Origin of the sequence: Oleiharenicola lentus (genome assembly GCF_051660365.1) — a bacterium.
Lineage (GTDB): Bacteria > Verrucomicrobiota > Verrucomicrobiia > Opitutales > Opitutaceae > Lacunisphaera > Lacunisphaera lenta_A.
Genome location: NZ_JBOZXB010000001.1, coordinates 1676600 through 1701290, shown reverse-complemented (window position 1 = coordinate 1701290; position 24691 = coordinate 1676600). Strand labels below are relative to the sequence as shown.

25 protein-coding genes are annotated in these 24691 nt (G+C 60.2%); 15 read left to right on the top strand and 10 right to left on the bottom strand.

Annotated features, from left to right (window positions below; genetic code table 11):
* Positions 1–3: 3 nt before the first annotated feature.
* From ACRRQW_RS06200 to ACRRQW_RS06190, 3 genes are all read left to right on the top strand, one after another.
* Positions 4–765, top strand: a complete 762-nt coding sequence (locus ACRRQW_RS06200; protein WP_438480400.1) for an exodeoxyribonuclease III — start codon at positions 4–6, stop codon at positions 763–765.
* A complete protein-coding gene (locus ACRRQW_RS06195; protein ID WP_438480399.1) occupies positions 762–1301 on the top strand; it encodes an SET domain-containing protein in 540 nt (179 codons plus the stop codon). The genes ACRRQW_RS06200 and ACRRQW_RS06195 overlap by 4 nt, the downstream gene beginning before the upstream one ends.
* A 192-nt stretch (positions 1302–1493) precedes the next feature.
* Positions 1494–1991, top strand: coding sequence for a CinA family protein (locus tag ACRRQW_RS06190; protein WP_438480398.1), 498 nt, complete (start codon positions 1494–1496; stop codon positions 1989–1991).
* Between the two features lie 282 nt (positions 1992–2273).
* Here the strand turns inward: ACRRQW_RS06190 and ACRRQW_RS06185 are convergent, their stop codons facing one another.
* The 4 genes from ACRRQW_RS06185 to ACRRQW_RS06170 all read right to left on the bottom strand — a co-directional run bounded on the left by ACRRQW_RS06185 (position 2274) and on the right by ACRRQW_RS06170 (position 6046).
* Complete coding sequence (locus ACRRQW_RS06185) at positions 2274–2960, bottom strand: lipid-binding SYLF domain-containing protein (protein ID WP_438480397.1); 687 nt, start codon at positions 2958–2960, stop codon at positions 2274–2276.
* Between the two features lie 167 nt (positions 2961–3127).
* Complete coding sequence (locus tag ACRRQW_RS06180) at positions 3128–3499, bottom strand: metallopeptidase family protein (RefSeq protein WP_438480396.1); 372 nt, start codon at positions 3497–3499, stop codon at positions 3128–3130.
* Between the two features lie 16 nt (positions 3500–3515).
* Positions 3516–5273, bottom strand: a complete 1758-nt coding sequence (locus ACRRQW_RS06175; RefSeq protein WP_438480395.1) for a putative ABC exporter domain-containing protein — start codon at positions 5271–5273, stop codon at positions 3516–3518.
* Entirely contained in the window at positions 5270–6046 is a 777-nt protein-coding gene (locus ACRRQW_RS06170; protein ID WP_438480394.1) for an ABC transporter ATP-binding protein, read from the bottom strand. The genes ACRRQW_RS06175 and ACRRQW_RS06170 overlap by 4 nt, the downstream gene beginning before the upstream one ends.
* 171 nt (positions 6047–6217) lie before the next feature.
* Here ACRRQW_RS06170 and ACRRQW_RS06165 point away from each other — a divergent pair, with 171 nt between their 5' ends.
* Together ACRRQW_RS06165 and ACRRQW_RS06160 are read left to right on the top strand one after the other, a co-directional pair.
* Complete coding sequence (locus tag ACRRQW_RS06165) at positions 6218–6682, top strand: hypothetical protein (protein ID WP_438480393.1); 465 nt, start codon at positions 6218–6220, stop codon at positions 6680–6682.
* Positions 6683–7064: 382 nt separating this feature from the next.
* The gene (locus ACRRQW_RS06160; RefSeq protein WP_438480392.1) at positions 7065–8336 is read left to right on the top strand and encodes an NAD(P)/FAD-dependent oxidoreductase; all 1272 of its coding nucleotides are present in this window, start codon (positions 7065–7067) and stop codon (positions 8334–8336) included.
* Between the two features lie 324 nt (positions 8337–8660).
* Here ACRRQW_RS06160 and ACRRQW_RS06155 read toward each other — a convergent pair whose 3' ends face one another.
* Entirely contained in the window at positions 8661–9167 is a 507-nt protein-coding gene (locus tag ACRRQW_RS06155; RefSeq protein ID WP_438480391.1) for a VOC family protein, read from the bottom strand.
* 130 nt (positions 9168–9297) lie between these two features.
* On the opposite strand from ACRRQW_RS06155, the gene ACRRQW_RS06150 reads away from it, so the two are divergent.
* Complete coding sequence (locus tag ACRRQW_RS06150) at positions 9298–9516, top strand: DUF3253 domain-containing protein (RefSeq protein WP_438480390.1); 219 nt, start codon at positions 9298–9300, stop codon at positions 9514–9516.
* Between the two features lie 86 nt (positions 9517–9602).
* Here the strand turns inward: ACRRQW_RS06150 and ACRRQW_RS06145 are convergent, their stop codons facing one another.
* Positions 9603–10304 (bottom strand): hypothetical protein, encoded by a 702-nt coding sequence (locus ACRRQW_RS06145; RefSeq protein WP_438480389.1) that lies wholly within the window; start codon positions 10302–10304, stop codon positions 9603–9605.
* A 291-nt stretch (positions 10305–10595) separates the two neighbouring features.
* Between ACRRQW_RS06145 and ACRRQW_RS06140 the strand changes: the two genes are divergently transcribed.
* The 5 genes from ACRRQW_RS06140 (at position 10596) to ACRRQW_RS06120 (ending at position 15601) form a co-directional block, all read left to right on the top strand.
* Positions 10596–11549, top strand: coding sequence for an AEC family transporter (locus ACRRQW_RS06140; RefSeq protein WP_438480388.1), 954 nt, complete (start codon positions 10596–10598; stop codon positions 11547–11549).
* A 101-nt stretch (positions 11550–11650) separates the two neighbouring features.
* Positions 11651–12169: a hypothetical protein gene (locus ACRRQW_RS06135; RefSeq protein ID WP_438480387.1), complete on the top strand. Its 519-nt coding sequence runs from the start codon at positions 11651–11653 to the stop codon at positions 12167–12169.
* A 50-nt stretch (positions 12170–12219) separates the two neighbouring features.
* Positions 12220–12963 carry a TerC family protein gene (locus ACRRQW_RS06130; RefSeq protein WP_438480386.1) on the top strand — a complete coding sequence of 248 codons (744 nt, stop codon included), beginning with the start codon at positions 12220–12222 and terminating at the stop codon, positions 12961–12963.
* A gap of 120 nt (positions 12964–13083) precedes the next feature.
* The gene (locus ACRRQW_RS06125; protein ID WP_438480385.1) at positions 13084–13611 is read left to right on the top strand and encodes a thioredoxin domain-containing protein; all 528 of its coding nucleotides are present in this window, start codon (positions 13084–13086) and stop codon (positions 13609–13611) included.
* A gap of 181 nt (positions 13612–13792) precedes the next feature.
* Positions 13793–15601, top strand: coding sequence for a DUF885 domain-containing protein (locus tag ACRRQW_RS06120; RefSeq protein ID WP_438480384.1), 1809 nt, complete (start codon positions 13793–13795; stop codon positions 15599–15601).
* A 79-nt stretch (positions 15602–15680) separates the two neighbouring features.
* On the opposite strand, the gene ACRRQW_RS06115 is transcribed toward ACRRQW_RS06120, so the two are convergent.
* Positions 15681–16553 (bottom strand): alpha/beta hydrolase family protein, encoded by an 873-nt coding sequence (locus ACRRQW_RS06115; RefSeq protein ID WP_438480383.1) that lies wholly within the window; start codon positions 16551–16553, stop codon positions 15681–15683.
* Between the two features lie 71 nt (positions 16554–16624).
* On the bottom strand, positions 16625–17392 hold the full coding sequence (locus ACRRQW_RS06110; protein WP_438480382.1) for a TrmH family RNA methyltransferase: 768 nt from the start codon (positions 17390–17392) through the stop codon (positions 16625–16627).
* A gap of 135 nt (positions 17393–17527) precedes the next feature.
* On the opposite strand from ACRRQW_RS06110, the gene ACRRQW_RS06105 reads away from it, so the two are divergent.
* The 4 genes from ACRRQW_RS06105 to ACRRQW_RS06090 all read left to right on the top strand — a co-directional run bounded on the left by ACRRQW_RS06105 (position 17528) and on the right by ACRRQW_RS06090 (position 23502).
* Entirely contained in the window at positions 17528–20344 is a 2817-nt protein-coding gene (locus ACRRQW_RS06105) for a TonB-dependent receptor (protein WP_438480381.1), read from the top strand.
* A gap of 25 nt (positions 20345–20369) precedes the next feature.
* Positions 20370–21449 (top strand): phytase, encoded by a 1080-nt coding sequence (locus ACRRQW_RS06100; protein ID WP_438480380.1) that lies wholly within the window; start codon positions 20370–20372, stop codon positions 21447–21449.
* 419 nt (positions 21450–21868) lie between these two features.
* The gene (locus tag ACRRQW_RS06095) at positions 21869–23116 is read left to right on the top strand and encodes a hypothetical protein (protein WP_438480379.1); all 1248 of its coding nucleotides are present in this window, start codon (positions 21869–21871) and stop codon (positions 23114–23116) included.
* Positions 23113–23502, top strand: a complete 390-nt coding sequence (locus ACRRQW_RS06090) for a DoxX family protein (protein WP_438480378.1) — start codon at positions 23113–23115, stop codon at positions 23500–23502. The genes ACRRQW_RS06095 and ACRRQW_RS06090 overlap by 4 nt, the downstream gene beginning before the upstream one ends.
* A gap of 38 nt (positions 23503–23540) precedes the next feature.
* Here the strand turns inward: ACRRQW_RS06090 and ACRRQW_RS06085 are convergent, their stop codons facing one another.
* Together ACRRQW_RS06085 and ACRRQW_RS06080 are read right to left on the bottom strand one after the other, a co-directional pair.
* A complete protein-coding gene (locus ACRRQW_RS06085; protein WP_438480377.1) occupies positions 23541–24224 on the bottom strand; it encodes a hypothetical protein in 684 nt (227 codons plus the stop codon).
* Positions 24221–24616, bottom strand: coding sequence for a hypothetical protein (locus ACRRQW_RS06080; protein WP_438480376.1), 396 nt, complete (start codon positions 24614–24616; stop codon positions 24221–24223). Before ACRRQW_RS06080 ends, ACRRQW_RS06085 begins: the two co-directional genes overlap by 4 nt.
* Positions 24617–24691 lie beyond the last annotated feature (75 nt).

Here is a 24691-nt window from a genome sequence, read left to right as displayed (position 1 = left end):
CGCATGAAACTGGTTTCCTGGAACGTGAATGGCGTGCGCGCCGTGTTGAAGAAAGGCTTTCTCGATTACATGGAGAAGGTCGATGCGGACGTGATTTGCCTGCAGGAAACGAAGGCGCATCCCGGCGACGTCCAGCATGTCGCGTGGGTGGCCGGCTACACGCCGCATTGGTATTCGGCGGTGAAAAAAGGTTACTCGGGCACGGTGATCTTTACGCGCGTCGCGCCAAAGAGTGTCACGTGCGGCATCGGTTTGCCCGGCCACGATGACGAAGGCCGCGTGATCACGGCAGAGTTTGCAGATTTTTATTTGGTGAACGTCTATCAGCCGAACTCCCAGCGCGGTTTAACGCGACTCGAGTATCGCACGAAGGAATGGGACCCGGCGTTTCTCGCTTTCTTGAAGAAGCTGGAGAAGAAAGGAAAGCCGGTGGTGTTCTGCGGCGACTTGAACGTGGCGCACACCGAACTCGATTTGACGAATCCGAAAACGAACAAGCGCAACGCGGGTTTCACCGAGGAGGAGCGCACGAATTTTTCCACGCTGCTCGGCAAGGGTTTCGTGGACACGTTTCGCGAATTCGAGAAAGGCCCGGGCCATTACACGTGGTGGAGCCAGATGATGAATTGCCGCGCGCGAAATATCGGGTGGCGGGTCGATTATTTCGTGGCTTCGGAAAAACTGAGACCCGCGCTGAAGAAAGCGTGGATTTCGCCCGAGGTGATGGGCAGCGACCACTGCCCGGTCGGACTGGAATTAAAGTGAGCGCGACCAAGGTGGGGAATTCACGCCGGCCACGTTTGCCGGACAATGTGCGTCTGGCGCGCTCCGGGCTGCACGGCTACGGATTGTTCGCGGCGGATTTTATCGCTCAGGAGACCAAGATCATCGAATACGTCGGCCAGCGCGTGACGAAAGCGCAGGCCTGGAAAATCGAAGAACAGCGGCTGGCGAAGTTGGCGCGCGGCGAGGACGGTGCAGTCTATACGTTCGATATCAGTAAGCGATGGGATTTGGACGGGGATTTTCCGTGGAATCATGCCCGGCGCGTCAATCACTCGTGCGATGGCAATTGTGAGTCGTTGGATTTTAGCGGCCGCATCTGGCTCGTGGCGCGACGCGACATCGCGCCCGGCGAGGAGCTGACGTTTGACTATGGGTTTCCCTTTTCCGAATGGCGCGGTCACCCGTGTCGTTGCGGCACGCAGGAGTGCGCCGGCTTCATCGTCAACAAAGGCCAGCGCTGGCGCGTGCGCCAGATTCTCGCCCGCGAAAAGACCGAGCGCGCCCGGGTGAAATGACACGTATTACGTGTCATTCGGGCTGCGGCACGCGCAACTGGGCTCCCGAAAATTGACACCTGTTAAGTGTCGTTTCGCCTGTTTTCAGGAAGGCAGACTGCTTGTGTTCTTTGACACTTAATAGGTGTCAATTGCGCGCTGGCGTGAACGCGGGCTTTCCTTTGCGGCGGACGGCGGGCAATTGTTTGGCCCATGACATCTGAGTCCGAACTGAAAGTGCTGTTGCTGGCTAAACCGAAATTGACGCTCGCGGCGGCCGAAAGCCTCACCGGCGGGCACGTGCAAGCGCGCATCACCTCCGTGTCGGGTGCTTCGAATTATTTTCTCGGCGGCATCACCGCGTATTCGCTCGAACAAAAAGTGAAATTACTCGGCGTGAACCGCGCCCACGCGCGCAAAGAGAACTGCGTGTCGCAACGCGTCGCTGTGGAAATGGCGCAAGGTGCGGCGATGCTTTTCAATGCCGACATCGCCGTGGCTACGACCGGTTACGCGGAGGCTTCGCCCAAGGACGGGATTGCGTCGCCGATGGCGTGGTGGGCGATTGTGCACGCGCAACGCGGCGGGAAATTTGCTATCATGTCCGGCATGCTCGAAATGCCGCGGGCTACACGCGAGATCGCGCAGGAACGTGTCGCCGGCGAAGTGTTGCGCGAGTTGGTGAAATACCTGCGCGAATGGCGCGGGTGATCTAAGCAGCGCGGGTAGGGCCCGATCTTCCGCCGTCGCCAAAAGCTATGGCGGACAAGCCGAGCAGCCCGATGTCTTGAGGTAAGGGCCGTTATCCCTAACGGCCCTCGGGCTACGGTGAGCGAGATCGATGCCGTGCGCGGGTATCTTGAAGGGCGGTTAAGGATAACCGCCCCTACCTGGAATTGCTGCGGCCTGCCCGGAGGTCAGACCCTGCCGCCAATAAAAAACCCGCCTTAATCGGGCGGGTTTGAAAACTGAAAAGAATTGGGAGCGTCGCGTTTATTGCGTGAGGCGCGTCACGTAATCCATCAGGTAGAACGCCTCGGCCGGCGGTTGCACCCAGTCGCTGTAAAGCAACTCGGGCAGGCGCGAGTTGTTGTTGTAGAAAAGCTGGTTGGCTTCGTTGTTCGGCGACATCGAGCCGGTTTTCACGGCGAGGCCGAGGTAAAGGCCTTCGGTTGTGGAGTAGACGAGCACGTTGGCGTCGGTCGTGACGGAGTTGGTGACGCCTTCGCGTTCGGCGGCGCGGATGCCGGCGACGGCGCGCGCTTCGGCACCGAGGTTGAAGCGATTCTTCAGGAGCAGGCGCGAGGTCGATTCATCCATCAGCACGTAAACGGCGTTGATGGACTTGCCGCCGATTTGGAGGCCGAAGCTGAGTTCGCCAGCTTTCAGGAAACCGGGGACTGACCATTTGCCATTCGGGCGGCGCACCAACGTGACGGCGTAACCGTCTTTCACGCCGATGAAGAAGCCGGCTTGGAATTGGTTGACGATGACGATGCCCTTCGCGCGGCGCAGGATGTCGGGCGGGATGGCGGTCTTAAAATTACCTTGGATTTCCTGCAAAATGGCTTCGCAGCTGTCGAGTTGCGTGATGACGTTCTTGCGCGTGAGCGGCGCAGCGGCGGACATCGACGCGACCAGGGCGGTTACGCAGAAAAGGGCGGTGAGAAACTTCTTCATGATGTAGGTTGGGAGAATGAGCCTGCGCGTGTGGAGCGCAAAGCTCTTTTCTACAGGCGTATAAACAGATTCGAACGGTGAATGAAAGCCCTAGTTCGTGCGCCGGGAAAGCGCCGCGGGCGGGGCCGTCCTTCCCATGACCCGCGAGCGGGCGGGAAGTTGCGTGATTATTCGAGCCCGCGGGCGGCGATTTCGTCCTCATCCCACCCGAAATAATGCCCCAATTCGTGCAAATACGTCAGCCGCACCTCGTCTCGGTAGATCGCGGGGTCGCCCTCGGCGTAATCCCAGATGTTTTCCAAAAACAGCAGGATCTGCGGCGGCAGCGGCGCGCCTTCGGCCAAGTCCCCTAAGTGCGGGTGCCCGACAAACATGCCCAAGATATCCGGCTCCCAACCCTCGGCCAGAATATCGTCATTCGGAAACGGTTCGTAACACACCGGCACCGCCTCCGCCGTGGCGCGCAACTCGACTGGCAGACGTCGTTGCGCGGACGTCACGATCTGGCGGGCAACGGCGGTGAGTTCATCGAAATCCATGGGGCGTCTTTTTCGTTTAACGCGGAATTTCCTGCGAAAGATCGAAACGCTCGAAGCGTCCCCCCAGCCACCACACGATGGCCACAAATTCCGCCGAGATTACGATGCTGGCCACAATCGTCGTCGCCACGACCGCCGCGAACGGCCCGACGAGCCAGTTCATGATCACCGCCGTCACGCCTGCGCACAACCCGGCGGGAATCAGCGTCATGAATAAGACGAGCACGTAGCCGAAGAAAAACATCAGGCGTTGCCCCATCGCCTCGATGCCGCCGCCGGCCATGTTCGCCGTGCTGTCCGACCACGCGGGAAAAAACAACGTCGCCGCAAACGGGATGCTCAACATCAGCCCCGCCAGCGGCGGCAGCACCAGCACGATGCCCAGCGAGCCCGCGCCAATCACGCCCGCGGTCATCGCCGGTGCCTTGGTCACGATGCCGATGCTCGGTGCGCCCGCGAGCAACAGCAGCGTTTCAATCGAAGCCAGCACGATGATCGGCGAGATCAATGATCCCAGCACCACTTGCCAGCCGGGCAGCGGATAACTTTTCAACAAATCGAAATGCGAAATCAGCAGCCGTAGATCGCGCCGCATAAACATCGGCCCCGCCACCAGCAGCCAGCCCGCCGAGCTAAATGCCACGATCGCGACGAGAATATGAAACTCGCGCCCCACGTGGATCAACCACGCGCCCAGATGCAGGGTGACGATCGCCGCGAGCGCGATGATCACGGTGCGCAGCCGATAAAACGATCCGAGCGCGATCAGGTTCTTCCATAAAAACGCGACCGCGACCGCGCCTTGCGCCGCGAGCACGAAAGGCGACGTGCGCGGCTTGAGCGGGAGATTACGCGCCGCCCGCCAGTCGCCTGAACGCACCGCCGCAACTTTCTCCGCGGTTTGTTTTGCCTGCGCAATTGACGCCTCCTCAAACGACACATCCGCGCGCACCACCCACCAATAGTGCGCGATCAACAGTCCCAGCGCCGGCCCGATCGCGAATGCGAACGCCCCCGCGTCGCCCGCGAAAAACGGTTTCAGCACCAGCTTCGGAATGAACAACAGCGTCATTAACGGCGGCGAGGCGAACACGCGCGTCGCGTAACTTTGCAACTCCGGCGAAGCGAACGACTCGATCATCGACAGCGGCGGCAACGTTGCGCGCAACCAGAACCACAACGCGACTCCGACCGCAGCGACCGCGCCGAGCCCGACGACCAACCGCTGCCGCGCTGTCACGCCGCGTTGCAATAAACTCTCCCGCGCGAACGATACGCCGAGCAGGTGCAGGTTGATCGTGGAAAGAATCACCCACCAGCCGAGCGAATGCATCACCGCATTGCCGCCGAGCCAGGCGACGCGATTAGAAATCAGTCCAAAGAATAGCGCCGAAAATAAAATCCCGATCTGCGATTTCAGCAGCTTGAAATGAATCAGCGTGCGTCGCGACACCGGCGCGGGAAAAAGAAATCCGACTTCCGCTTCGCTGAATTGTAACGCCGCGCGTGCCGAGGGAAAAATCCACGCGACGAGCGCCACGCTGAGCAGCAACAGTGCGCCGATCGGTTCGAGAAACGGTTCGATCGTGGGCGCCGAGACGTGCAGCGACTGCTTGCTGCCGTCGCGAAATGCATGCCGGAAAAAAATCGTGTAGAAATAACCGAGCCCAAAGATCGCGCCGAAAAGATACTTCGGCTGCTTCAGGCGACGCAGCCGCTGCACCACGAGATTGCGCAGCGAAGTCAGCTGCAGATAAACGAACGCGCTGATCACGGCAGGGGCGGCGGCGAAATTGCACTGCCGGCGAAAGTGGGTGCCGGCGTGGCTGCGTCTTCCGTCGCTTTGAAAAACACGTCCTCCAAGCTGGAATCTGCATGCGTCGCGAAACGCGCGCGCACTTCACCAATGGAACCATCGGCGACCTTGACGCCGTTTTTCAAAATCAGCACGTGCGAGCACACTTCCTCGAGCAGCGAAAGCAGATGGGAACTCAAAATGATCGCCGCGCCGTCGCGCGCGAGTCGCTTCATGACTTCCTTCATCCGGCGAATGCCGCCCGGGTCGAGTCCCGTGAGCGGCTCGTCGAAGATGATCAGTTTTGGCGCGTGCAACAGGCCGCACGCGATCGTGAGTTTTTGTTTCATGCCGCGCGAAAGTTCACCGGGCAGCAGCCCGCGTTTGTCGGCCATTTCGAGTTCTTCGAGAATCGGCGCGGCGCGTTCCTTCCAATCGGTCAGGCCGTAGATGCGCGCGACGAAATTCAAATGCTGTTCCACCGTCAGGTATTCAAAGAGGCGCGGCTCATCGGGGAAAAACGCCAGCTGGCGTTTCGCCGCGACCGGATCGGCGGCGAGATCGATGCCGTGAATGCGCACGCTGCCGAGCGTCGGCGGAATGATGCCGGTCGCGCAGCGCAGCGTGGTGGTCTTGCCTGCGCCGTTGGGGCCGACGAGGCCCATGACTTCGCCCGCGCGCACGGCAAATGATAATTCATTTACCGCGGTGAAGTCGCCGTAGCGTTTGGTCAGTCCGTTAACTTCGATCATGGAGCGCGCACTCTGAGAGAATGTTTTGCCCGAGTAAAGCGGCGCATGGACGCACGACGGCGCAGATGGTTTCGGAAACGTTCAAAAATATATCCGCGCGATTTTTTGGTAACGTTGAAACCGCCGCGTGGAGCACTGCGTCAAGGTGTGGGTAATCATAAAACATCCCCTATGAAAAACTCTTCGAAGTTTCTTTTCGTCATCGCCAGTTCGTTACTGGTGGTCTCTTCCGGTCTGCAAGCTGCTGAAACAGTCGCCGGCACTTCCGTCCAACAAAACGCTGACACTCCGCCGCCGCCTCCGGGCGAAGGCCGTCGTGGGGGTGGTGGCCCGGGCATGATGATGGAGCGCGCGAAAAAGCAGCTCAATCTCACCGCCGATCAGGAAGCCAAATGGAAAGCTATCGGCGACCAGGAACGTGCCGCAATCGATGCGCTCCGCGCCGATACTTCGCTCTCGAAGGAAGAACAGCGCGCGCAAATCATGGAAGTGAACAAAGGTTTCGCCGACCAACGCCGCGCCGCGCTCAACGCTGAGCAGCAAGTGAAGTTCGACGAACTGCGCGCCAAGCTGGCTGAACGTGGTGGCAAAGGCGGCCCCGGTGGTCCCGGCGGCAAGAAAAAGAAAGATAATTAATTTCTGCTATAGGGTAGCAGAGTGTGCAAAAAGTGCCGCGGCGTGGGGCCGCGGCACTTTTATTTTCTGCCCAATTTTTGCGGAGCAAGAAATTGGGACAGACACCGGGCGCTCAGCAGAGCGCAACGGAGCCAGCCGAGGATATGATCCGCGCTTCGAATTTCAAACGGTAGGGCCCGACCTCCGGGCGGGCCGTCAGAATGCTGATCGAAATGTCCCATGAGGTAGGGGCGGTTATCCCTAACCGCCCTCGGCATCGAACGCGTTATCATTTTCGAAAGGGCGGTTAAGGATAACCGCCCCTACCTCAATTGCCGCAACGCAGAATCTGCAGGCGGGGCTTTACGCCCCGTGCGCCGCGCCCCACGCTTCGCGGCCACACATGAGCAAACGACAAGTTATCGTAGTCGGCGGCGGCGCGGCAGGATATTTCGCCGCGATCGCGTGCGCGGAAACAAATCCCGACTGCGTGGTCACGATCTACGAAGCCACCGCGCATTTGCTCGCAAAGGTGAAAGTGTCCGGCGGCGGACGCTGTAATGTGACGCACGCCTGTTTCGACCCGCGCGAACTCGTGAAACGTTACCCGCGCGGTGGACGCGAATTGCTCGGCGCGTTTCACCGTTGGCAGCCGCGCGACACCGTCGACTGGTTCGCGCAACGCGGCGTGGAACTTAAAACGGAAGAAGACGGCCGCATGTTTCCCGTCACCGACAGCTCGCAGACCATTGTCGACTGCCTGCAAACCGCCGCCGCCAAAGCCGGCGTCACCGTGAAAACCCACTGCGGCGTAAAACTCGTCGAGCGCGTCTATAACAAAAAAATCGATCCCAGCGTCACTGACGAAACCGAAGCAGCGCGCGCGACCTTTCGCGTCACGCTTGTTTCCGGCGAAGTCGTGCATTGCGATAAGCTCATGCTCGCGACCGGTGGCAACAAAACCAACACCGGTTTCGAAATCGCGCGGCAATTCGGCCACGTGATCGAGCCGCCTGTGCCGTCACTGTTCACGTTCAACATCACCGACCCACGCCTCACTGAGCTCGCCGGTGTCTCCGTCGAAGAAGCGACGACCGCCGTGCGTGGCACGAACTTAAAAGAACGCGGCCCGCTGCTCGTCACGCACTGGGGTTTGAGCGGTCCCGCCGTGTTAAAAATTTCTGCGTGGGGCGCACGAGTGCTGCACGACACCGGTTACAAGTTTACACTTGTCGTAAACTGGGCGCCGAAATTCACGCTCGAAACCGCGCGCGCTGAACTCGAGCGCGCCCGCGCCGCGAATCCGAAAAAGCAACTCGGCACGTGGGGCCCGCTCGGCCTGCCGTCGCGGCTGTGGGAAAAATTGCTCCCCGCCGCCGGCATCGCGCTCACCACGCAATGGGCGGGCGTCCCTGGCGCGGCGTTGCGCGCGCTCGCCGCGCAAATCACGGAAGGCGAATTCAGCGTCACCGGGAAAAGCACGTTTAAAGAAGAATTCGTCACCTGCGGCGGTGTGAAGCTCAGCGAAGTGGATTTCAAAACCTTCGAAAGCCGTCTCGTGCCCGGCCTGCATTTCGCCGGCGAAGTCCTCGACATCGACGGCGTCACCGGCGGTTTCAATTTCCAAGCCGCTTGGACGGGCGGATTGCTCGCGGGCCGCGCGATGGGTTCTTAGAGCACAGGCAATGGGCGAGGGGCTAGGGGCGAGAGGATTGCCTGGGTAGGGCCCGATCTCCGAGCGGGCCGGTCTGCAAAGGTAGGGACGGTTATCCCTAACCGTCCTTCAGGATTTTTGATCTAACCACGGATCACACAGATGAACACGGATGAATCACAGGAGCCTGCGGAGTGTAGAGAGAAGTTGATCTCACAGGAGATAACTAAGGAAACGAACAGGGTTCCTAGGTCCATGTCCTTTGCGACCTCCTGTTCAAACAATTACGAGCAAGCCGCGGCTCACTCGGAGATTGGGCACTACCTGTGGCCTACTGCTTAAAGCTTATCGCTTACTGCCAGCCTTCGCTTTGCGCGCCTTATCGATCTTCGCGACGTTGATTTTTTTCATCGTCATCATCGCGGCGAAGGCGCGCTGGGCTTCGCCGCCGCCGGCTTTCATCGCCTCGGTCAGCGTGCGCGGCGTGATCTGCCAGTTGACGCCCCAGCGATCCTTGCACCAGCCGCACTCGCTCGTCTTGCCGCCGTTTTTGACGATCGCGTTCCAATACTTGTCCGTCTCCTGCTGATTCTCGGTCATGATCTGAAACGAGAACGCTTCGCTGTGCGGAAAAATTGGCCCGCCGTTCAGACCGATGCACGGAATGCCGAACACCGTAAAATCTACCACCAACACATCGCCCGCCTTGCCCGACGGATAATCCCCCGGTGCTTTGTGCACCGCCGTCACCTTGGAGTTGGGAAACGTCTTCGCATAAAATCGCGCTGCCGCCTCCGCATCCTGGTTATACCACAAGCAAATCGTGTTTTTTGGGATAGATGTTTTTTTCATGGTTTCTCAAGGACAGGAGGGAATGGGTGAGGTTCACGGTATTCTCCGGAGACCACTAGCCACGTCGAGCACTGACGCCATAGCGCGCAAAACCAGTTGCTCGAAAGCCTCCCTCGATTCTCGTAGAAGCGTGCGAACGAAAATCCTCGCTGAGTTAGCGAAGCTCCGACCCGGCACCACTCTGTGCGCCGGCAAACTCTCGCGCAACGTCGGCAGCACCCTGCGCGAGCTCCGCCCAACCTTAGACACCCTCGCGCGCGCCGGAAAAATCACTTTCACCCAGAAAGGCCACCGCGTAATCCCAGGAAACTTCCGCGGCCCATTTCGCGTGGCGGGCGTCAGCACTTAAGAGGTCTTGGACGATTTTCGATCCGAGGAATGTCCGTCCCGCGAGGGGTTTTCGAGAAAGAGAACGAGAAAGAAGAAAGAGAAAGATTAGCTAATTAGTAAGAGGCGCGGGGCGTCGCTTGGGGATTGGGCGGGGGCGCGGTGGATGCAGGGCGGGACAGGGCTGATCGGATTTTCGGTGCTGATGCGCCAGAGATGGCCGAGGCCAAAGGAGTAGGGCTGCGCGTCGGTCAGCGGGGCGTAGTGGAGATCGAAATGGTTTTCGCGGAGAAAGGCTTTGAATTCGTCGCCGTCTTCGCCGCCGAAAATCGCGAGGAGCTTGGCGCGGGTTTCGGGGGCGTCGGTGCGGCGCAGGGCTTGGTCGTTGGGCAGGCCTTCGCTCGGGGCGCCGTGATAAGTGCAGAGCCAGGTGTCGGCTTCGACGGGGGCGCTGTCGGCGTGGAAGGAATAGACATCGGTCGCGACGACCAGCGGATCTTCATCGCGCGGGTAGGCGCGAATGCAATTCAACTCGGGCGCGAGGCCGCGTTCGCGCAAGACGCACAGGTCGGCGAGCAGGGTGTCGACGGCGAGTTGGCCGGCGGCGCTGAGGGTGAGCGCACGCAGTTTGGGTTCGTCGAGATTGGTGATGCCTTCGCCGGCGTTGAGCGCGGCGACGACTTCCGCGAAATCGCCGTCGAGTGTGCGCGGCCAGCAAATCGCATTCACGTGGCCGGCGAAACGCGCGTTCACCAATTCGTCGAAGCTGGACGCGAGCTGGATGCAGGGGTGAGGGTCGGGGGCGGGCATGGATGAAGTTGAAAGGTGAAAGTTGAGGGAGGGGAAGGGTCTGGAGTTTCGGGTTTGGGGTCTAGGATTTAAGCGGCGGCCCGCTCGGCTTGTCCGCCATAGCCGTTGGTGAGGGCGGGAGATCGGGCTCTACCTTTCAGGAGAACGAGAAAGAGTAGGAGAACGAGATCGATCATTTCGGGAAAGAATTTCGGTGGAGAAAGAGTTAGATTAAGAGGAAAGAGAAAGATTTGAGCGGGAAGAACGGGGATTGAGCCTGACGCCTCTAGTCTAAAGCCTCTCGCTTTTCGCATGATGTCCTACGGGCAACTTTTCCTCACGATTCTGCCGGTGCTTTCGATTGTGGCGCTGGGCGCGTTTGTGCGGCGGATGAAGTGGGTCACCGAGGCGGGGGAGACGAGTTTGTTCAGTCTCGTGGTGAACGTGACGTTTCCGTGCCTGATCTACGATTCGGTGGCAAACAATCCGACGTTGCGCGAGCCGGGGAGCATGTTACTCGCGCCCGTGCTGGGCTTCGGGCTGACGCTGTTGTCGATGGCAGCGGGCTGGTATGTCGCGCGCGGGCTGGGGCTGACGATTGGCCACGGGCTGCGGACGTTTGCGCTGGCAGTGGGGTTGACCAATTACGGTTACCTGCCTCTGCCGATTCTGGATGCGATGTTCGGCGCGGAGAATCGCGCGATGCTGTTTCTGCACAACATCGGTGTCGAAGCGGCGGTGTGGACGGGCGGTGTGTTGGTGGTGTCGGGGTTGTCGCCGCGCGAGGGCTGGCGGAAGCTCATTAACATGCCGATCGTCGCGCTCGCGGTGGCGCTGGTGGCGAATTTTTCCGGGGTGGCGGCGCACGTGCCGGGGTTTATCAATTCCACGATTCATGCGATGGCGGTGTGTTCGGTGCCGCTAGGGTTGTTGATGAGCGGCGTGAGCATCCAGCCGCACCTCGACGACCCGAAGCAGCTCGTGAATGCGCGCATCACGCTCACGGCGTGGCTGCTGCGGCTCGCGGTGTTGCCGTGGATTTTTTTGCTGGCGGCGCGGTATGTGCCGTGTGCGATCGAGTTGAAACGCGTGCTCGTGGTGCAGGCGGCGATGCCGGCGGCGGTGGTGTCCGTGATCGTGGCGCGTGTGTATGGCGGCCAGCCGCTCGTGGCGGTGCAAATCGTGCTCGGCACGACCGCGCTCGCGCTGTTTACGATTCCGTTCTGGATCCGGTTCGGGCTGGCGTTTGCCGGCGTGGGGCCGTGAGCGTAGCAAAGACGAGTGCCCCACGCGTTTGGGGCTCATGACCCGAAGCATGACTTCCAGCACATGACGGCGCGCGGGGAATGTGTTAACTTACTCTCACTATGAGCGACAAATCTGATAACTCGGGCGGCAAATCCTACGGCGACGCGGTGCGCAGTCGGCGGGTGACGGCGGGCGTGTTGCTGGTGGTGGCGGCGGTGGCGCTGTTGAGCCGCTATGTGCCGCTGAACTGGCGCGACAGTTTCCTGCCGCTGATCGGCGTGGGTTTTATCGTGTGGGCGGGGTTGTCGCGCACGCAGGGACTGCTGGTGCCGGGGTGCATCCTGGTCGGCGTGGGCACGGGCATCATGTTGCGCGGCGCGTATGGGAATGAGGCGTTTTTGTTTTCGATGGCGGGCGGCTTTCTCCTGATCTCGGTGGTCACGAAACTGATGTTTCCCGCGATCAAAGGGTGCTGGTGGACGATCTGGCCGGCGGCCGGACTCGCGTTTGCCGGCGTGATGGCGGCATCGGGGCCGAATGCGCGCGAGTGGTGGCGTTCGGTGCGGCCGCTGTGGCCGTGGGTGCTGGTCGCGGTGGCGGTGTTTCTCCTGCTCACGAAACCGCGCGGAAAAGTGTAACCGGCGCTGCATTGACGCCGGCGGGCGGACGCGACTGACTCGCCCGCATTATGGAATTTCTGCTAGATCCTCAGGTGTGGGTTTCCCTCGTTACGCTGACGGCGCTCGAGATCGTGCTCGGCATCGACAATGTGATTTTTATTTCGATCCTCGCGGGCAAGCTGCCGGCCAACCAGCAGGACAAGGCGCGCAAACTCGGCCTGATGCTCGCGTTGGTCACGCGCATTTTGCTGCTGTGCAGTATCTCGTGGGTGATGAGCCTGACGAAAGTGTTGTTCGTGCTGCCGGTGATGCACGTCGACGTGACGGGCAAGAGTTTGATCCTGCTCATCGGCGGTCTATTTTTGATCGGCAAGAGTGTGGTGGAAATCCACGAGAAACTCGAAGGGCCCGACGGGCACGCGACCGATGGCCGCAAAGGCGCGTCGTTCAAAGGCACCATCATTCAAATCCTGCTCCTCGATATCGTGTTCTCGCTCGACTCCGTGATCACGGCGGTCGGCATGGCGAATCAATTGTGGGTGATGATCGTCGCGGTCGTGATCGCGCTGGGCGTGATGCTCGCGTTTGCGGGAGCGATCAGTGATTTCGTGAACCGGCACCCGACGCTCAAGATGCTGGCGTTGTCGTTCCTCATTCTCATCGGTGTGATGTTGGTGGGTGAATCGCTCGGCCAGCACATCCCGAAGGGTTACATCTACTTCTCGATGGCCTTCGCGTTCGGCGTGGAGATGTTGAATCTCCGCCTGCGCTCGAAGTCGAAGCCAGTGGAGCTGCACCAGCCGTATCGGTGAGGTGCGGGTGGGGAGGAGAGGCTTTGGGCCCCGATTTAAACGTTCGATCCAATCGCAGCATCATAAAGCCCCTCGACAAAAACCACTGGAATAAAACGCTTCGCGGCGCATCCTAGCCGCATGAAGCGTTTTATTGGTTTCATTTTAGTGTCGTTGGTTTCGTGTGCGGCGCTGCGTGCGCAAGAGCCGGCGGTTGCGTCCACGGTCTCGCCCGCAGCCGCCATGGAAAAACAAGTCGCTGACGTCGTCGCCGGCCCGCAGGTGACCATCGTGCATTTCTGGGCGCCCTGGTGCCCGAATTGTCGCGCGGAAATGACGCCGGAGGGTTGGGCGAAATTCATCGGCGCGAATCCCGACGTGAAATTTGTTTTTCTTAACGTCTGGCATCGCGGTCAGGATCCGCAGCCGAAGCTCGACGCGGGCAACCTCAGCGCGCAACCGAACCTGACCCTGCTTACGCATCCGAGCGCGGTGTCGAAGGCGGGCGACGATCGCCTGAACACGTTTCTCGGATTGCCCGTGACGTGGCTGCCGACGACGTGGGTGTTTCGCGAAGGCAAACTGCGTTACGGGCTGAATTACGGCGAAGTGCGTTTCGAGATGTTGCAGCAGCTCGTGAACGACTCGACGGATAAGTGGAAGCATTGAGCAATGTTGCCGGAGGTAGGGACGGTTATCCCTAACCGTCCTTGTGTTCGGTTGTGATATCCTGTGCGCAGGGCGTTGGGATAACCGCCCCTACCGCAATTCCTCGGCCCGCCCGGAGGTCGGGCCCTACCGCGTGCCAACTCTTGCGTCGTGTTCGATGACGCGGCAATTTTTCGCGCAAATGAAATTGTTCATCCCTGTCGTCATGATGTCGGTGTGTGCGGTCACGTTTGCCGCTGAAAAATTTACGCCGGCCCAAATCCAGGCCGAGTCCGCCAAGGCCAATGCTTATTTTGACCGCGTGTTTGACGAGGCGGTCGAACGCAGCCCGCAGTTCCTCGCGCAGCTGGGCATCAAGAAGGACATGGATAAATGGGACGACATTTCCGAGGCGCGCCAGCTCGAGGATTTTGTGATCAACGTGCAGCAACTCGGAGAATTGAAGCGCACGATTAATTTCGAGGCGCTCGATGAACAAGCCCAGGTGAGCTATCGCATGTGGGTCGAGGCGGCTGAGCGCACGATCGAAGGCTGGAAGTGGCGCTACCATAATTATCCGCTCAACCAGATGTCGGGCCTGCACTCCGAAGCGCCGGCGTTTCTCATCAATTTTCACCCAATCGACAACGAGGCCGATGCACGCGCTTATCTTGCGCGGTTGAACGGCATGGGCGCGATGTTCGACCAGCTGATCGCCGGCGTGAAAATTCGCGCGGCGAAAAACATCGTGCCGCCGCGTTTCGTCTTCCCAATCGTCATCGAGTCGTGCCGCGAAGTGATCAAAGGCGAACCGTTCGACCAGAGCCTGACCAAAAATCCGTTGCTCGCCGATTTTGAGACCAAGGTGAACGCGCTCAAGGAACTCGACCCGGCGAAAAAATCCCAACTCATCGCCGACGCCCGCCTCGCGCTGACGGGCAGCGTCAAGACCACTTACGAAAAACTCATCAGCCTGCTCCAAGAGCAGGAAAAAACCGCGACCGACGATGACGGCGTGTGGAAAGTATCTGAGGGCGCGGATTTCTACGCGTTCGCATTGCGAGGTTCGACGACGACGCGCCTCACTGCTGAGGAAATCCACCAGCTCGGCTTGCGCGAAGTTGCCCGCATCCACGCCGGCATGGAAGCGATCATGAAACAGGTCGGCTTCAAAGGAGACTTGCAGGCGTTCTTCAAATTCGTGCGCGACGATCCGCAGTTTTATTATCCGAGCACCGCGGCGGGCCGCGCCGCTTATATCAAGCGTGCCAATGAGCTCATCGACGCGATGCGTAATCGCCTCGACGAATTTTTCATCACGAAACCCAAGGCCGCGCTGGTCGTGAAACCGGTGGAACCGTTTCGCGAGCAGGGCTCGGCCGCGGCGTTTTACGAGCAGCCTTCCGCCGACGGGTCGCGGCCCGGCGCGTATTACGTGAACACGATCGACATGAAGAGTATTCCGATTTTCGAAATGGAAACGCTCGTGCATCACGAAGCGATCCCCGGCCACCACATGCAGATCGCGATCGCGCAGGAGCTGACCGGCATGCCGAAATTCCGCATGTATGGCGGCAACACGGCCTACGCGGAAGGCTGGGCACTCTACGCGGAATATTTTCCGAAGGAATATGGTTTTTATTCCGACCCGATGCAGGATTTCGGGCGCCTCTACGACGAACTCCTGCGCGCGGTGCGCCTCGTGGTGGACTCAGGCATTCACGCGAAGAAATGGACGCGTCAGCAGACGATCGACTATTTCAAGGCCAACACGCCGATCAACGAACGCGACATCATCACCGAGACCAATCGTTACATCGTGTGGCCGAGTCAGGCGACGGCTTACAAAGTCGGCATGCTCAAGATCCTCGAGCTGCGCGAACACGCGAAGCAGCAACTCGGCGCGAAATTCGACATCCGCGAATACCACGACCTCGTGCTCAAAGACGGCAACGTCCCCATGAGCATCCTTGAGGAGAATGTGAACGCGTGGATCGCGCGGAAGAAGTAAGGTTTGATTAGGTAGGGCCCGACCTCCGGGCGGGCCGAAGCATCGCGCATGTAATCGCGGCCTGCCCGGAGGTCAGGCCCTACCTTAAGGCGCCCAATTTCAGCTCTGTCGCCAGCCACGCGATGCGGTCGGCGCGCGCGTCTTCTCCGGTGAGTTCGTGGCCGCCTTCGTAGGTTGCCATGTGTTTGCGCGGAGCGGTGGCGTCGTAGAACTCCTGCGCGCGGCGCGCCGGCACATGCTCATCCTTCGAGGCGAATTGATAAAAGATCGGTGCGGGCGCGAGGCGCGGCACCGCGGTGATCGGGTCTAGCGGCGCGAGTTGCTTTTTGTAAGCATCCACATCGGCCGGCTTCGCATTGTAGAGATACCAGTCGGCCAAACGCGGCGTCGGCGCGAGGAACACGTAAGCTTTCGGGCGTTGATCGACGGCGCCCATCACGGCCGAAAACATCGCTCCGAAATCGTGCGCGACTACGGCCACGCGTTGTTGGTCGATGTCGGGCTGGCGGAGCAGCACATCGAGCGCGCGGCGGAGCGCGATGACTTGCTTCTCCCCACCGGCGAAATCGGTTTCGGGCGTGCGCGCCCGCCACCAGCCGCGCTTCGACCACATCGTATCGACGAGCAGCGACGTCACGCCGCGCGAGGCCATCGTCACGGCTTCGTCGAGGAACTGCGTGCGATTGGTCGTCTTGGGATCGCCAAACCAGTGCACGTAAAGAATCGCGGCATGCGGGCCGGGCGTGTTCGGCGTCACGAGGTAAGCGGTGACGGGTTCGCCCGCGCCGACGAAGGTGATGTCGCGCACGGTGGCGTCGCCGCGCTGTTCCACGCCGACCTCGTGGATTTCGAGCGGGGCGTTGACCGCGTAGTTGAAGAGCTTGGTGTCGTCTGCCGCGAAGAGCCGCGCGCCGGCGAGAAGACTTGCGAAGAGACAGAAGGGGAATCGCATACCTGTCTCTTGCAGAAGCGCACGGACGACGCAATCGACCTGCGTCGGGCGGCTAAATTCTAGCGACCACCTTAATTCAACCGCACGCGGCGCAGGTTGTCGCACACGATGGCGGCCGCGATGGCGGCGTTGAGCGATTCGGCGCCGCCGTATTTCGGAATCGTAACGCGCTGGGTGATCAGTGCCGCGACCGCCGGCGACAGTCCGCGGCCTTCACTGCCGATCACGATGACAGCGTCGCGCAGCGGTTTGAGCGTGTGCACGTCTTCGCCGACGAGATCGCAACCGAGCACGGGCACAGTGATCCCGTCGAGTGTTTCGGCGAGCGGCGCGGTGAAGACCTTCACGCGCGCAAATGAGCCCATGCTGGCGTTGATGACTTTTTGGGAAAACAAATCCGCGCAGTCGGGTGAGAGCACCACGCGGTCGAGCGCGAACCAATCGGCGAGTCGCAGCAGCGTGCCGACATTACCCGGATCCTGAATGCCATCGAGCGCGAGCGTGAGGCCGGTGTTGAGTGTGCCGGGTTGCAAAGTTGCGCGCGTGATTTTGCCGACCGCGAGCACACTCGAGGGAGTGGGGAAGTGACTCGCGCGGGACATCTCATCGTCGGTGGTCTCCCGCAGGCGGGAATCGTCTCGCTGTCCTTTCCACGCGGGCGTCGCATAGATTTCCGTAAGCGGGAAATTCGCCGCGAGCAGTTCACCGATGACTTTCTCGCCTTCGATCACGAACAGGCCCGCCGCCTCGCGGTGTTTCTTTTCGCGCAGGTCACGGAGACGGGAAAGTTCGGCTTTGGTCAGCGGCATCGCGGCAGACAAACGCGCGGCGACGCGCATGGCAAAACCTTAGCGCGGGTGTGTTTTGTTACGGCCATGTTTCGCGGGCGTAACGTTTCGGCGACGGACGCGGGCGGGCGTTGACGGGGGTAGCGCGCGACGGTTTTTGGTGCGGACACCCAAGTTTAACCGACCATGTTTAACTCGATTCGTTCACTCACTGCCGTTGCCGGTTTTTTCCGCGCGGCGTTTTTTATTTCCGCTCTCGGCCTCTCAGGCGCGACGCTGTCGGCGCAGGAAGCCGGCACGCTGTCCGGTCGGGTCACCGACCAAAACACGCGATTGGCGCTCTCCGGAGCGCGCGTCGTCGTGAAAGGGACGGGGCACGAAACTTATACCGATCAGGCGGGCGACTACGTGCTCGCAGGCGTGCCCTCTGGCGCGCAGAGCGTGGAGTTCGGTTATGTGGGCTACAGTGAACAAATCCTGTCCGTGGAGATCGCCGCGCGCGCCACGACGCGGTTAAACGCGACTTTCGGCAGCGAGACGGTGCAGCTCGATAAATTTGTGATCGAAGGTTCGCTCGTCGGCACGGCGCGCGCGATCAACCAGCAACGCGCGTCGGCGACGTTTCGCAGCATCGTGGCTTCGGACGAAATCGGAAATTTCCCCGACCAGAACGCGGCGGAGTCGATCCAACGCATTCCCGGTGTCTCGCTGTATCGCGATCAAGGTGAAGGCCGTTACATCGTGCTGCGCGGGCTGAATTACACCTTCACTTCGGTGAAGGTGAACGGCGGCTCCTTCGCTGGCGCGGATCTGGGCGAACGCGCCACGGCGCTCGACGTGATTCCGTCGGATGCGCTCGCGAGCATCGAAGTCACGAAAGTGCCGACGCCGGACATGGACGGCGAAGGCCTCGGCGGCCAGGTGAACATCAAAACGAAAAGCCCGTTCGATTCCGAAGGGCTCGCGGCGAGCTTCACGGCCCAAGGCCAATACGCCGACCAAAGCGGCGAGTTCAGCGAAAAATTTAACGGCTACGTCTCGCAGCGTTTCGGCGACCACAAACAATATGGTATTCTCATTTCGCCGACGTGGCAGGTGCGCAAATTCGGTTCATATAACTATGAGACGGGCGGCGCGTGGTCGTCGCCGGCGGACAACGGCACGCCGTTTTACGTCGCGCAGGCATTGGAGTTTCGCGATTACGTCATCGAGCGCGAACGCTACGGTTTAAACGCGGCGCTCGAAGCGCGCCCGGATTCGGAAACGTCGCTCTATTTCCGCGGTGGCTATAATCGCTTTACGGATAGCGAGAGTCGTCATCTCACGATTTTCGATTTTGCGGAAGGCACGTTGGTTCCGTCATCGGTCACGGCGAACTCGGCGACTTATAATGCGCTGCGCCGCTACGGTCGTCGTCTGCGTATCCGCGAGAAAGACCAAGAAGTTTACACCTTCAACGCGGGTGGCGAAAAGCGTTTCGGCGGCTGGGTCGTCGATGCGCAAGCGGGTTACACCGAAGGCAACGAAAAGCGCCCGGACGAAATCACGGCGCGTTTCCGCCGCAACACGCGCGACGCGGTCATCCGCTACGATACGGTCGGGGCTTACGGCCTAAGCGTCACGCAGCTCGCGGGCGCAAGTTTCCTCGATCCGGCGTCCTATAATTTCCAACGCGTCGATCTCGGCAACGAAGTCGGCAGTGAAAAAACTTCCGACATCGGCTTCAACGCGCGCTATGATTTCAACGGCATCACGAATCCGACTTACCTGAAGATCGGCTCGAATTATCGCGCGAAAGAAAAAGATGCTGAGGGGGAAGTCTATGAACTCGCGACGGCGCCGACGTCGTTCACGTTCGCGAATCTCGCCGAGCCGGCGAGCGATTATCCTTACCTGCGCGTGCCGCGTCTGAACACCGCGGCCGTGCGCGAAGTGTTTTACGCCAACCGCAGCGCGTTCACCGGAGCCCGGGTGTTCGAGGACAGCGAATTCGAGGATTTCTCGCTCAGTGAAGACGTGCTCGCGGCCTACGCAATGGGCGGCACGCAATTCGGCAAACTCAACGTCATCGCCGGCCTGCGCGTGGAGCGCACGGAATTCGAGACGACGGGCAACGAAGTCGACCTCGTCGACGAAACTTCGGTGAAGCGCACGGCTTCGAACAACTACACGAACTGGCTGCCGGGTGTTTATTTCCGCTACGACGCGACGAAACAACTCGTGTTGCGCGCTTCGTGGTCGAACTCCATCGCGCGTCCGTCGTTTGGCGACACGGCGTTTCGCAGCGCAATCAACAGCGACGATCTCGAAATCACGCGCGGCAATCCGAATTTGAAATCGCTCGAAGCGACCAATTGGGATGCGTCGGCGGAATATTATCTGCCTTCGCTCGGCGTGGTGTCCGCGGCGGTGTTTCACAAGCAGATCGAAAACTTCTCCTACGAATTCGACGCGGATACTCCGGTCGTGATCAACGGCGAGTCGTATGACCTCACGACTTACGCGAACGGTTCCGACGGCACGATCAACGGCCTCGAACTCGCGTATCAACAGCAGCTGCGTTTCCTGCCCGCGCCGTTCGATGGCCTCGGTTTCATGGCGAACATCACGTTCCTCGACAGCGAGGCGACTTATCCGACGCGTCCGGGCGAGGACGTGCCGTTCATCGGCCAGTCCGACCGCACGGGCAACGTTGGCCTCACTTATGAGAAAGCCGGCTTCTTCGCCCGCCTGGCGATGAACTTCCGTTCGGAACGCCTCCGGGAAGACGAGCCGCTCGGCGGCGCGGCGGAGAACGATCTTTATGTCGACGACTTCAAGCAGCTCGACCTGACGTTGCGCTACAAGATCTCGCGCAACTGGGAAGTGTTTGCCGAAGCGCTTAATCTCACCGACGAACCGTTCCGCGTATTCCTGAAGAGCCCGAACGGCCAGGGCGCGCGCCTCGGCCAAGTGGAGGAATATGGTTGGAGCGCGAATTTCGGCGTGCGTTGGAAACTGTGAGCGCAAATCTGACTCGCGACTGACCATGAAAGTTCTCTCTCAATTCGTTTTGCTGAGTGTCTGCGCATTCGTGGCGACGGCCAAGGAACCGAAAGTGGTCTTGCCTGATCCCGATGCGACCAACACGGCGGTCAAACCGCGCGTCGTCACCGAGCCGGTGAAGCACGACACGGATGATCCCGCGATCTGGGTGAACCGCGCCAACCCGGCCGAGAGTCTCGTGCTGGGCACGGACAAGGACGTCGACGGCGCGCTCTATGTGTTCGGTCTCGATGGAAAAATCAAAGCCGACAAAGTGGTGCGCGGTCTCGCGCGGCCGAACAACGTCGACATCGCTTACGATGTGATGGTCGGCGGTAAGAAGACGGACATCGCGGTCGTGACGGAGCGTTATGCGCACCGGTTGCGCGTGTATCGCTTGCCGGACATGGCGCCGATCGACGGTGGCGGTATTCCGGTGTTTGCAGGCGAACAAGCGCGCGACTGCATGGGCATCGCGCTCTACACGCGTCCAAGCGATGGCGCGGTATTCGCCATCGTGAGCCGTTCCGATGCGGGTGCGCCGCGCGAAGGGTATTTACACCAATATCGTCTCGTCGATGACGGCACCGGTGTGTTGCGCGGGGTGTTTGCGCGACGCTTCGGTTCGTGGAAGGGCGGTAAGGAAATCGAGTCCATCGCGGTCGATCAGGAACTCGGGTATGTTTATTTTTCCGACGAAGATTTCGCGGTGCGCAAATACCTCGCGGATCCCGCGGCAAAAGATGCTGAAGATGAACTCGCCGATTTTGGCACGACGGGCTTCGCCGTGGATCGCGAAGGCATTTCCATTTTTCCCACCGGTGCTGGCGTCGGCTACGTGCTGGTGTCCAACCAAGGTGCGGACACTTTCCGGATTTTCCGTCGCGAGGGCAATTCCGCCGAGCCGCATGAGCATTCGCTCGTGGCGAGCGTGCGGGTGTCCACGCGCGAGAGCGACGGCAGCGACATCACGCGGGCAGCCTTGCCGGGGTTCCCGGGTGGGTTGTTTGTGGCGATGTCCACGGACAAGACGTTTCATTTTTACGCCTGGGATGACCTCGCCGCAGCGGCGAAATTGAACTGAGCGCGCCGCACTAGATTTTCTTGGCCATCGGTAGCATGCCCGCGAGCGGAAGACGCTCGCGGGCATTTTTTTGCGGGAGGGGGGCGAGTGTCCTTAATCGCCCTTTGGGCGAACATCGTGCCGCGGGTGAAGGGCGGTTAAGGATAACCACCTCTCGCTTTGAAATTTCACCCTGAGATCAACGGGCTATGTGGCATAATTCACGAGCGGAGTTTTTACGACTAACTGTGTCTTAACGGGTGTTAAGAACGTGTGACGCACGCTTCGCTGTTTGACGGCAACAAATTTGTCCGCAGAAATCGCTCCGTCAGTCGTTCTTTAGTTCAGTGTGTTGTGTTGCAGCCCGGTGTCCGCAAGGAGCCGGGCTGCGGCTTTTTGTGGGCTTCACTTCGGGCGGCGGCTTCGTCAACGTGCCGCGCATGAAACGCTCTGTGCTGCTGGCGATCGCGTTGGTGTGTTCGGTCTTGATCGCAGTTCCGCTGGGACTCGCGGCGGAAGTGAAGAAAGCCAGCGCCACGGCGCCTTCGGGCAAGACGCCCGGCACCGAGCTCGCGATTCTTGCGTCGCAGGTCACGGGGATCGCCATTTCGCCACTGCTCGGGGTGGGTGCGGTGGGCGCCTATCAATATTTCAAAGCGAGCGGCCCGGAAGAAAAAGCGCGGCTGCCGTGGTATGCGGCGGTGTCGTTTTGGTTGCCGTCGCTGCTGCTGGTGGGCGTGTGCGCATTTAAAGACAGCATCGCGGCCATGGCTCCACCGGGATGGAAAAAACCGCTCGATGTGGCGGAGACGTTTGAAAACAAAATCAGCGGCCTCGTCGCGGCGAGCGCGGTGATTCCTTCGCTCATCGCGGTGGGCTCGAAGTTCATCGTGGATTCGGCGGCGCTCGATCAACCGGTGGCGGTCGCGACGGGATTCGGGATGATTCAATTTGCAGCGTTCGATCTGTCGTGGCTGTTGACGATTCTCATGGTGCCGTTGTCGGTCGCGGTGTTCGCGGTGGTGTGGATTGTCGGCCACGCGATCAACGTGCTGATTTTGCTCAGTCCGTGGGGCGGCATCGACACAGCGCTCAAAGCGATTCGCACCAGCGTGCTCGGGTTGGTGGCCGCCACGGCTTACATCGATCCGGTGGTCGGCGCGACGCTGTCGGTCGCGATTGTGATTCTCGCGTATTTCATGGCGGGTTGGGCGTTTCGCCTAATGGTGTTTGGCGCGGAATTCTCGTGGGATTTTTTCACGCTGCGGCACCGCAGGTTTAAGCTGCTCGCGGACGGAAATAAACTTTTCACCGCGCGTGAAATCGCCGGCGCGCCGATGCGGACTTATGGACGGCTCTACCAAGAAGCCGACGGGAAATTGATTTTCCGTTTCAAGCCATGGCTCGTGCTGCCGGAGCGCAGCATCGAAGTGCCGCGCGACGGGCTCGTGGTCGGGCGCGGGTTGTTTTACTCCGAAGTGCTCGGCCACGAAAAGGTCACGGACAAGGATACCACGCTCCTGTTGCTGCCGCCGCGTTACCGCGGGCATGAGGAGTTGTTCGCGCGGACGTATCACATTTCCGGCACGTGCGAGGTTGGCCTGCGCCGCGCGTGGAGTTGGCTCAAGGAAGCATTCGGCTTCGGAAAAAAGAAAACCGCCCCCGCTGACGCGCCGCAAATCGCATGAAGACCAAGGTGATCTTCCGCGGGTTGCTCGCGGCGTTTTTCGTGGTCGCCGGGCTGAATCATTTTCGCGATCCAGCGGTTTATCTTGGCATGATGCCGCCGTGGTTGCCGAAGCCGGAATTACTCGTGCAGATTAGCGGCGTCGCGGAAGTGTTGGGCGGCATCGGGCTGCTCGTGCCCGCGACGCGGCGTTTCGCCGGGTGGGGATTGGTGCTATTATTGGTCGCGATTTTCCCCGCGAATTTGCATGCCGCGTTGCAAGGTCGGATGCCGGGGCTCGACGTGCCGCCGTGGGGCTTGTGGGCGCGGCTGCCGTTTCAATTCCTGTTTATCGCGTGGGTGTGGTGGGTCGCGTTGAAGGACAAGCGCGATGAGACGCTGGATTGAAGTGCGGGTAGGGCGGTTATCCTTAACCGCCCCTGCTTTTACTTTTTAAACGTGCGTGGCTTCGACGCGATCGGGTTGGGGAATTCCTGGCCGAAGAGCGTCGCGCTCGGGTGTGATTTTGGATCCGCGCCGGGCATGAGGTATTTGTAGAAATCGGAAAAGCGGATGCTGCATTGCAACCGACGCTGGCCGTTCGAATCGATTTTCGGATTCACCTGGATGATCGCCTGCGTGAAGGGCGGCGCATTTTTCATCCGCAATGCGTTAGCGCGGACCTCGGTGATATGCGGGCCGTTGTCCTTGATCACCCGTTCGAGCCGCTGGAGATCCTCGTATTTCACGGGCCCCCACAACGTGCGCCAGAGTTCCGGCGTGATGACGGGTGCGGCGATGTTGACGATACGTTTGTCGTCGCCGTGTTGCTCCCAGAAGCCGACGACGAGCATGAATGATTCGTCGATCTCGTATTGGCGGAGCGCGTCGCCGAGATCGATGGCGCTGCCTTGTTTGATGGCCTTCGGATTAACCGGGATGGCGCCGTGATTTTTGTTGGCGGCCGCAGGAATGTCCCAGCGCTGCGTGTAGCTCGTCGGTTTGTAGCCGTCGAAAAAGGTGTCGCGAATCCATTCCTCGAACACGAGGCCGTGCAGCTGCACTTCCTGCGCGAACAGACTGGAGAGAAAAGCCGCGAGCAGCGCGACCAGAAGCAGCGGGCGCCTCATTTCTTCTCCAAAAACACGCGCAGCGCTTCGAGTTTTTCTTCCCAGAATTCCTTCATCCTGGCGGCCGCTTCCGCCGTGGAGAACGGGCCGTGATGGGGCACGACCTGGCATTTGAGCGAACCCTTCGGCCAGAAATTTACGCTGAGTGCGGTGCCATCGCGCCAGAGGATGCGAATCGATTTATGCGGCGTGGCTTTGCGCACGATGAGGGGAGTGCGCGGCAACCATTTCTCGCGCGCATGGGTTTCCTTCCACGCGGCAAAAACGCGATCCACGGGTGCGGTGATGGTTTTGGTGAGGCTGACTTCGTGCACCTCGACCGCCGCTTTGGCGGAAACTTTCTTAGCGCCGGCGGGGGCTGCAGGTTTGGATTTTTTCGCCGCGCGCTTCATCTGAATGGTGCGAGGTGTATGCGAGCATACGCCGTGCCTCAAGGCTGATGGTGAGTTATGGAAATAATTTTGTTT

What these genes read in the sequence shown, in the direction of transcription:
- ACRRQW_RS06180 (WP_438480396.1), bottom strand. Translation starts at nt 3,499, where the DNA reads ATGGATTTCGATGAACTCACCGCCGTTGCCCGCCAGATCGTGACGTCC.
- ACRRQW_RS06190 (WP_438480398.1), top strand. Translation starts at nt 1,494, where the DNA reads ATGACATCTGAGTCCGAACTGAAAGTGCTGTTGCTGGCTAAACCGAAA.
- ACRRQW_RS06105 (WP_438480381.1), top strand. Translation starts at nt 17,528, where the DNA reads ATGTTTAACTCGATTCGTTCACTCACTGCCGTTGCCGGTTTTTTCCGC.
- ACRRQW_RS06170 (WP_438480394.1), bottom strand. Translation starts at nt 6,046, where the DNA reads ATGATCGAAGTTAACGGACTGACCAAACGCTACGGCGACTTCACCGCG.
- ACRRQW_RS06140 (WP_438480388.1), top strand. Translation starts at nt 10,596, where the DNA reads ATGATGTCCTACGGGCAACTTTTCCTCACGATTCTGCCGGTGCTTTCG.
- ACRRQW_RS06165 (WP_438480393.1), top strand. Translation starts at nt 6,218, where the DNA reads ATGAAAAACTCTTCGAAGTTTCTTTTCGTCATCGCCAGTTCGTTACTG.
- ACRRQW_RS06090 (WP_438480378.1), top strand. Translation starts at nt 23,113, where the DNA reads ATGAAGACCAAGGTGATCTTCCGCGGGTTGCTCGCGGCGTTTTTCGTG.
- ACRRQW_RS06155 (WP_438480391.1), bottom strand. Translation starts at nt 9,167, where the DNA reads ATGAAAAAAACATCTATCCCAAAAAACACGATTTGCTTGTGGTATAAC.
- ACRRQW_RS06095 (WP_438480379.1), top strand. Translation starts at nt 21,869, where the DNA reads ATGAAACGCTCTGTGCTGCTGGCGATCGCGTTGGTGTGTTCGGTCTTG.
- ACRRQW_RS06080 (WP_438480376.1), bottom strand. Translation starts at nt 24,616, where the DNA reads ATGAAGCGCGCGGCGAAAAAATCCAAACCTGCAGCCCCCGCCGGCGCT.
- ACRRQW_RS06120 (WP_438480384.1), top strand. Translation starts at nt 13,793, where the DNA reads ATGAAATTGTTCATCCCTGTCGTCATGATGTCGGTGTGTGCGGTCACG.
- ACRRQW_RS06145 (WP_438480389.1), bottom strand. Translation starts at nt 10,304, where the DNA reads ATGCCCGCCCCCGACCCTCACCCCTGCATCCAGCTCGCGTCCAGCTTC.
- ACRRQW_RS06115 (WP_438480383.1), bottom strand. Translation starts at nt 16,553, where the DNA reads ATGCGATTCCCCTTCTGTCTCTTCGCAAGTCTTCTCGCCGGCGCGCGG.
- ACRRQW_RS06085 (WP_438480377.1), bottom strand. Translation starts at nt 24,224, where the DNA reads ATGAGGCGCCCGCTGCTTCTGGTCGCGCTGCTCGCGGCTTTTCTCTCC.
- ACRRQW_RS06130 (WP_438480386.1), top strand. Translation starts at nt 12,220, where the DNA reads ATGGAATTTCTGCTAGATCCTCAGGTGTGGGTTTCCCTCGTTACGCTG.
- ACRRQW_RS06185 (WP_438480397.1), bottom strand. Translation starts at nt 2,960, where the DNA reads ATGAAGAAGTTTCTCACCGCCCTTTTCTGCGTAACCGCCCTGGTCGCG.
- ACRRQW_RS06160 (WP_438480392.1), top strand. Translation starts at nt 7,065, where the DNA reads ATGAGCAAACGACAAGTTATCGTAGTCGGCGGCGGCGCGGCAGGATAT.
- ACRRQW_RS06135 (WP_438480387.1), top strand. Translation starts at nt 11,651, where the DNA reads ATGAGCGACAAATCTGATAACTCGGGCGGCAAATCCTACGGCGACGCG.
- ACRRQW_RS06110 (WP_438480382.1), bottom strand. Translation starts at nt 17,392, where the DNA reads ATGCGCGTCGCCGCGCGTTTGTCTGCCGCGATGCCGCTGACCAAAGCC.
- ACRRQW_RS06200 (WP_438480400.1), top strand. Translation starts at nt 4, where the DNA reads ATGAAACTGGTTTCCTGGAACGTGAATGGCGTGCGCGCCGTGTTGAAG.
- ACRRQW_RS06100 (WP_438480380.1), top strand. Translation starts at nt 20,370, where the DNA reads ATGAAAGTTCTCTCTCAATTCGTTTTGCTGAGTGTCTGCGCATTCGTG.
- ACRRQW_RS06125 (WP_438480385.1), top strand. Translation starts at nt 13,084, where the DNA reads ATGAAGCGTTTTATTGGTTTCATTTTAGTGTCGTTGGTTTCGTGTGCG.